4 protein-coding genes are annotated in these 7,114 nt (G+C 61.2%); 1 reads left to right on the top strand and 3 read right to left on the bottom strand.

Going from position 1 to position 7,114, the window contains the following annotated elements; translation table 11 throughout:
• The first annotated feature begins 9 nt into the window (after positions 1-9).
• Positions 10-852, top strand: a complete 843-nt coding sequence (locus tag GSQ76_RS24240; RefSeq protein ID WP_158746675.1) for an ABC transporter substrate-binding protein — start codon at positions 10-12, stop codon at positions 850-852.
• A 230-nt stretch (positions 853-1,082) separates the two neighbouring features.
• Here the strand turns inward: GSQ76_RS24240 and GSQ76_RS24245 are convergent, their stop codons facing one another.
• From GSQ76_RS24245 to GSQ76_RS24255, 3 genes are all read right to left on the bottom strand, one after another.
• Positions 1,083-2,288, bottom strand: coding sequence for an efflux RND transporter periplasmic adaptor subunit (locus GSQ76_RS24245; RefSeq protein ID WP_158746676.1), 1,206 nt, complete (start codon positions 2,286-2,288; stop codon positions 1,083-1,085).
• Positions 2,289-2,301: 13 nt separating this feature from the next.
• Entirely contained in the window at positions 2,302-5,481 is a 3,180-nt protein-coding gene (locus GSQ76_RS24250; RefSeq protein ID WP_158746677.1) for an efflux RND transporter permease subunit, read from the bottom strand.
• 186 nt (positions 5,482-5,667) lie between these two features.
• Positions 5,668-6,981, bottom strand: coding sequence for an MFS transporter (locus tag GSQ76_RS24255; protein ID WP_272482688.1), 1,314 nt, complete (start codon positions 6,979-6,981; stop codon positions 5,668-5,670).
• Between the last annotated feature and the right edge of the window lie 133 nt (positions 6,982-7,114).

Below are 7,114 nucleotides of genomic sequence, written 5' to 3' on the forward strand. Positions count from 1 at the left end.
GTCACCGACTTGACAAAGAAGCCGATCGCGATCTTCGCCACATTTGGCGTTTGCCTGGGGGTATCGGCGCTTCCCGCCCATGCCGATGCCTGGCAAGACATCGTCCAGCGCAAGACGCTGAAATGTGGCACCTTCGCCGACGTGCCGCCCTTCGCAGCACCCGATCCGAAAACCCGCGAAATGGTCGGCTTCGACGTCGATATGTGCAAGACGCTCGCCAAGCACCTTGGCCTGACTGCCGCCGTAACCCCGCTTTCGGTCGAGGCTCGGGTGCCAGAGGTCCAGATGGGCCGGGTCGACGTGACGATCGCCAACCTCGCCTACACAACGAGCCGCGCTGATCAGATCCAGTTCAGCGATTCCTACTACGTGGCGAAGGAGATGCTGGCGGTGAAGGCCAGCAACAGCGCGTCCAGCCCGACCGAGCTCAAGGGCAAGCGACTCAGTTCCGCCAAGGGGTCGACCTCCGAGTTATCGATTACCCTGAATGGGTCGGAGCCGGTGACGTTTCAGGATACCGGCTCGGCCTACATGGCGCTGCAGCAGAACAAATCAGTCGGGATGGTTGCCAACACGATGACCATTACAAAGCTCGTCAACCAATCCAAGACAGCAGGCAGCGAGTTGAAGATGCTTAGCCAGCCGATGCTGCTGGAGCCGGTGGCGATCGGCATGAAGAAGGGGGAGTCCGTCCTAGCGGAGAAAGTCAACGCGGCCCTGATGGAAATGGATAAGACGGGCGAGATCGACGCCATGTGGGCCAAGTGGCTCGGCCTGGACACGGAATTCAAGATGACGCGCGAGGAGCATGTTCAGCCGATCAGCGCCATCAAATTTACGCCGATCCCCTAACCTCGCGCACATTTCGTGCTGATAGAAGCACGAAATCTGCTATAGATCTTGTGTGGGCGAGCATTCTTATCCGGCCGATGATTCTCATCGAGCCGCAAGTGCTTTAACCAGGACGCCGACGCCGATGTCGTGGGAGACCGTAGGCTCCCACGACAGGCAATCATCGCCTCCGCAGGCGCATACGCTTGGACTGGTGCCACGTCGAATCAACCACCGCTACGGCTGCGGTCCTACTTTGGGCTGGGGACGGGAGTTGTCTGGTCGGCAACTTTCATCGCGGCCGCCGTCGCAGCGTCGGGTAATTGCACGACGTCACCGTCGCTCAGCCATTCAGGCGGGCTGAGGATCACGCGGTCTGTCAGCGTGATGCCCGCCAGGATCTCAGCCTCGTTCCCAAGATCCGGCCCGAGCTTCACGGGCTTGAACAGCACCTTGTTATCGCCGCCGAGTGTGGCTACCTGCATACCATGCGGCCCGAACACCAGGGCAGTCGACGGCACACGCAACATGCGGGTATCGGCAGGAACGTGGAACATCACCTCGGTATAGGTGCCGGGCCAGAGCTTGCCATCCGGATTATCGGCCTGGAGTTCGACCATGACGGTCCTCGACGCCTCGGAAAAGGAGTTGGAGGTTGCGACCAGTGTCGCCTCGAAGGTCTTGTCCGGGTATTGCGGCAAAGCGAGAGATGCCTCCAGACCCGGCTTCAACACGCCCGCAAAGCCCTGCGGCATTTGAACGTAGATGCGAACCTTGTGCAGGTCGGACACCTGGAACAATGCCACACCGGAGGCACTGCCGGGATTGACCAGGTTGCCGACGTCGGTCGAACGCGCGGTCACGACGCCGTCGAACGGCGCGATGAGGTGCTCGAATCCCGCCTGCGCCTGCAATCGGCCGACATCCGCCTGGGCCGCCTGGACGGCAGCCTGCTTGGCTTGTTCGTCGGTGACCTTCTCGTCCGCGGCCTGCTGGGACACTGTTTGGTAGCCTAGTAAAGCGTGCCACCGCACGGCAGTGACGGCGGACAGTTTCTCCGCCGCAACAGCACTGGCAAGCGCTGCCTGGGCCTGCATAAGCTGATGATCGACGTCTGGCGCATCGATTTCAGCCAGTTCCTGGCCTTTCTGGACCTTCGCGCCGATATCGAAGTTCCATTTTTTCACGTAGCCGCCAACCCGGCCATAGATCGGCGCGGTTAAGAACGCCTGTATCGTGCCTGGCAGCGTAAGATCCTGAACGCCCTTATTGGCCTCGGGCGCAACGACCGCGACCGTGGGCACGGCCTGGGCATTCGTCCAAACCTCCAGAGTTTGCTCGCTCTCCGCCCGGGAGGTAATGCCGCCAACGACGGCGGCCACTGCCGCGACCAGAATGACGGACCCGACCAGGGCGAGGCGGCCTTTATGCGACTTGGGCTTGATGTCCTGTGTCATGCAGACTCCGTGGTCAGGCGTGGGTTGGGAGACCGGCAGGATGATCGGAGGCGACTGGGCGTTTCAAATGATCGCGGGAGTGCACCAGGCTGAAGACCGTCGGCACGAAGAATAGTGTAGCACAAGTAGCAAAGATCAGGCCACCAATCACGGCACGGCCGAGCGGCGCGTTCTGTCCCGGCTCCAGGGCCATCGGCGCCATGCCAATGATCATTGCCAGCGCGGTCATAAGCACCGGGCGGAACCGCGTGCTACCGGCTTCCATTGCGGCCGTCATCGCATCCAATCCCGCGGCAAGCCGTTCGCGGGCAAAGCTGATGACGAGGATGCTGTTTGCGGTCGCCACACCCATGCACATGATGGCACCAGTCAAGGCCGGCACCGATAGGGTCGTATGCGTCAAGAATAGCATCCAAACGATCCCGGCAAGCGCTGCTGGCAGACCCATGACAATCACAAACGGATCCAACCAAGACTGGAAGTTCACGACGATCAGCAGGTAGATTAAAACGATGGCAAAAGCCAGCCCGCTATACAGCTGCTGATACGCGCTGGTCATCGTCGTGACTTGGCCCAGCATGGCGGCCGTGGCGCCGCGCGGCAGGTCTTTCTTCGTCGTCTGCAGGACCTTGTCGACATCGGCCGCAATGGCGCCGAGGTCCCTGCCCTGCGGTGTCGCGTAGATGTCGATCACCGGCCGCGTGTTGTAGTGGGAGTTGACGGCGCTGCCGGGGCCCGGCGTCACGGTTGCGAGGCCACCTAGCAACTGCGTGGTGCCATTCGCGGTCAACGGCAAATTCCTGAGTTCGCCCAGCGTATCCATGTGATATTGTGGGGTTTGGATCGCGACCGGATATGACACGCCAGTCACCGGGTTGAGCCAGTAGGTCGGGGCGGTCTGGCTGCTGCTGGCCAGTGTGTCCAACATACTGGTTGCTGCTGCCGTCTCCGTCAGCCCGACCATGCTTGCCATGGTGCGATTCAGGGCGACGTTGAGCGTCGGACCCTGGAATGCCTGCTGGATGCGGGCATCCGCAATGCCCGGGATACGCCTCACCTGGTTTAACATTTCATCGGCATACTGGCGCTCGCCAACGATGTCATTGCCGACGATCTGGATGTCGACTGGCGAGGGCACCCCGAAATTGAGGATCTGGGTCACGATATCGGCTGGCAGGAACGAGAAGGTGGTGCCGGGGTAAAGCTTCGGCAGCCGCTCGCGCAGCATACGAACGATCTGTGGTGTCGGCGGGTGATTGCCCTTCAGGGTGATCAGCAGATCCGAATCGGCGATGCTGACCGTGCCGGAGTTGCCGTAGACGAGATTGATCCCGCTGATCGGCAAACCGATATTGGCGACGATGCCAGCCAGCTGGCTCGGCGGGATCTGCCCGCGTAGCGTGTTCATGACCTGATCGACGAGGCGGTTCACCTCCTCGATCCGCGTGCCCGTCTGCGCCCGGACGTGAAGTTTGATTTCACCAGAATCGATGTCGGGGAAGAAATTCCGGCCCAGATAGGGGACGAGCCCGAACGAGACGATGGTGACGGCGAGAAAACCGCTGATCATCCACTTTCGATTGAGCAGCGCGAGTTCGAGCAGCCCTTGATAGGCGCGGCGGAGTGCTTCGAAACCTCGCTCAAACCCCTGTTGGAAGCGTTTGAGGGGATTGCGGCTGCGCGTCACCTCGCCATGCGCAGCGTGCCCGGCGCCCCCGGCCAGCAGGAACTTCGCCATGGTCGGCACCAAGGTCCGCGACAATGCGTAGGACGCGATCATCGCGAACACGACCGCCTCGGCCAGGGGGCGGAACAGGAATCCGGCGACACCACCCAGCCCGAACATCGGCACGAACGCGATGCAGATACACAACAACGACACCGTCGCCGGCACGACGATCTGTTGCGCGCCATCCATGATCGCGGTCTCGATTGGTTTGCCGTGTTCCAGGTGATAGTTGATGTTCTCGATTGTGACGGTCGCATCGTCCACCAGGATGCCCACTGCCAGCGCGAGCCCACCCAAGGTCATCACGTTGATCGTCTCGCCCAACAGCGACAGCGCCGCCACGGAGGCCAGGATCGCCAGCGGGATCGAGACCGTGATGATGACGGTGGAACGCCAACTCCCGAGGAACAGCAGGATCATCAGCGCCGTCAAGCCGGCGGCGAGCCCCATTTCCCGCAGAACCGCGGTCACCGACTCCTTCACAAAGGTCGATTGGTCCCCGACGGCGCGGATTTCGACGCCGGGCGGCAGGATCTGCGATACCTGCGGCAATAGCGCCTTGATCCCGTCGATGATGGACAGCGTGGAGATGGAGCCGGATTTCAAGATCGTCATGAGGACGCCGGGCTTGCCATCCATCTCCACCACGTTGGTTTGCGGCGGGCTGCCGTCATGCACCGTCGCCACGTCATGCATGTAGACGACGGTGCCGTTCACCGACTTGATCGGCATGTTCCCAAACTCGTCGATCCGCAGCGGCGCATCGTTCAGGGCGACGGTGTATTCGAGCTTGCCGATCTTCTCCGTCCCCGTCGGGGTGATCAGATTTTGCGATGATAGGGCAGAGACCACGTCTTGTGCGGAGAGGCCGTAGGAGTGGAGCGCCTGCTGGTTGAGGTCGATCTCGATCTGCCGAACCCGACCGCCATAGGGGGCCGGGATCGCGGCGCCGGGCACCGTCGTGATCTGCGGCCGGATGAAGTTCTGCGCGAGATCGTTCAGGCTAGTTTGTGATAGTTTATCGCTCGACAAGGCCAACTGGAGTATTGGCACGCTCGACGCGTTATAGGCCAAGATAATCGGCGGTGTGATTCCTGCAGGCATCTGCTTGAGAACGGTCTGCGACAGAGCGGTGACTTGCGCTAGCGCCGTATTAATGTCGACCTGCGGCTGGAAGAATATCTTGATGATGCCGTAGCCAGCCAAAGACTGGCTTTCGATATGCTGGATATCGTTGACTGTGGTGGTAAGCGAACGCTCGTAGATCGAGACGACCCGGCCCGCCATGCCATCCGGCGGAAGCCCGCTATAGTTGAAGACAGCACTGATAACCGGAATGCCGATATTTGGGAAAATGTCGACAGGTGTGCGAATAATTGCCGCAACGCCGAAGATCATGATCAAAAGCGCGAAAACGACAAAGGTGTAAGGCCGTCGAAGTGCAATCCGCACGATGGCGATCATTTACAAGACCTCTGCGATGAACAACGCCCCATGTCGAAGAAGAACACAGGATCGCCGCTAACCCAAACCGTAAGCCATAATCGCGGAGAATTGGCATTACGATTTTTTTAGAGCCGGACGATGTGGCAGCGGCCGCTCGATCACACTGGTTGGAAGCGTCAGTAGGCAGCGCTGGCCCTATCGTGGTTACACTTCGAGGCGCTTGATATCGCCCACGATCAATACGTAGCTGAGGACAGCCACAACCGCATTGGCTCCAACGAAGATCAACGCGCCGTCGAACGAACCGCTGCTCTGCACCAGCAGGCCGATGACGATCGGTGTGGTGATACCCGACACGTTGCCGAACATGTTGAAGATGCCGCCGCACAGACCAATCAGCGGGCGCGGCGCGATGTCCGACACGACGGCCCAACCCAGCGCCCCGATCCCCTTGCCCAGGAATGCAACGGCCATGATGGCGACGATCAGCCATTGGGTATCCACGTAGTTGCAGGCGATCATCGCAGTGGACATCAGGAGGCCGGCAACGATCGGTAGTTTGCGTGCCCAGGTGAGCGACATGCCTCGGCGGAACAGCCAGTCCGAGGCCAAACCACCCAGCACGCCACCGGCGAACCCGCACAGGGCCGGGATCGACGCGACGAAGCCGGCATTGAGGATCGACATGCCACGTTGCTGCACGAGGTAGACCGGGAACCAGGTGAGAAAGAAGTAGGTGAGCACCGAGATGCAGTATTGGCCAATGCAGATGCCAAGAAACATCCGGCTGCTCATCAACTGCTTGACCTGGGTCCATGTCTCCGTTGGCTCGCCCGGCGATGTCTCGCCGATCTCCACCAATGCTCCACCACCCTGGATGTGGCTCAGTTCTGCCAGGCCAACACGGGGATGGTCCGCCGGGTCGTAGATTATGACCAGCCACAGCAGCCCGAGCACGGCGCCAAAGGCTCCCGTGACATAGAACACCGACGGCCAGCCCAGCAGGGTGACGACGGTGCCCATGATCGGGGCGAACAGGGCGGTCGCGAAATACTGAGCGGAATTGAAGATGGCCGAGGCAGTGCCGCGCTCCGCCGTCGGGAACCAGGCAGCAACGATCCGGCTGTTCGCGGGAAAAGACGGTGCCTCTGCCAGGCCGACCAGCGCCCGCAGAGTGAACAGCACCGGCACCACGGCCGTAGCCGCGACGAGTTCCATCCCGCCTTGCAGCAGGGTGAACAACGACCAGACCATGATGCTGGCGAAATACACCATCTTGGAGCCGTATCGATCCAGCAGCCACCCGCCTGGGACCTGGCCCAGCATGTAGGTCCAGGCAAACGCAGAGAAGACGATGCCGAGCGAGACGGGGCTGAGACCGAACTGCTTCATCATCGCCGGACCAGCCAGGGACAGGGTGGCCCGGTCCGCATAGTTGATCACCGTCACGGCGAACAACATGGCCAGGATGCCGTAGCGGACCCGGCCGATCCGCGGCGCCAGTTTGGTGAGCGACATCATCAGCCCCGTGGCGCGCCGCTGATGCGAACCGTCGCGTCAGCCCGGCTGCGCAGACCAGCCGCGAGTGCGGTTCCAAGGCCGGGCGTCGTCGGCGCCTGCACGATGCCGTTGTGAATGACCGGTAGGTCGG

The organism is Acidisphaera sp. L21, assembly GCF_009765685.1.
Lineage (GTDB): Bacteria > Pseudomonadota > Alphaproteobacteria > Acetobacterales > Acetobacteraceae > LMUY01.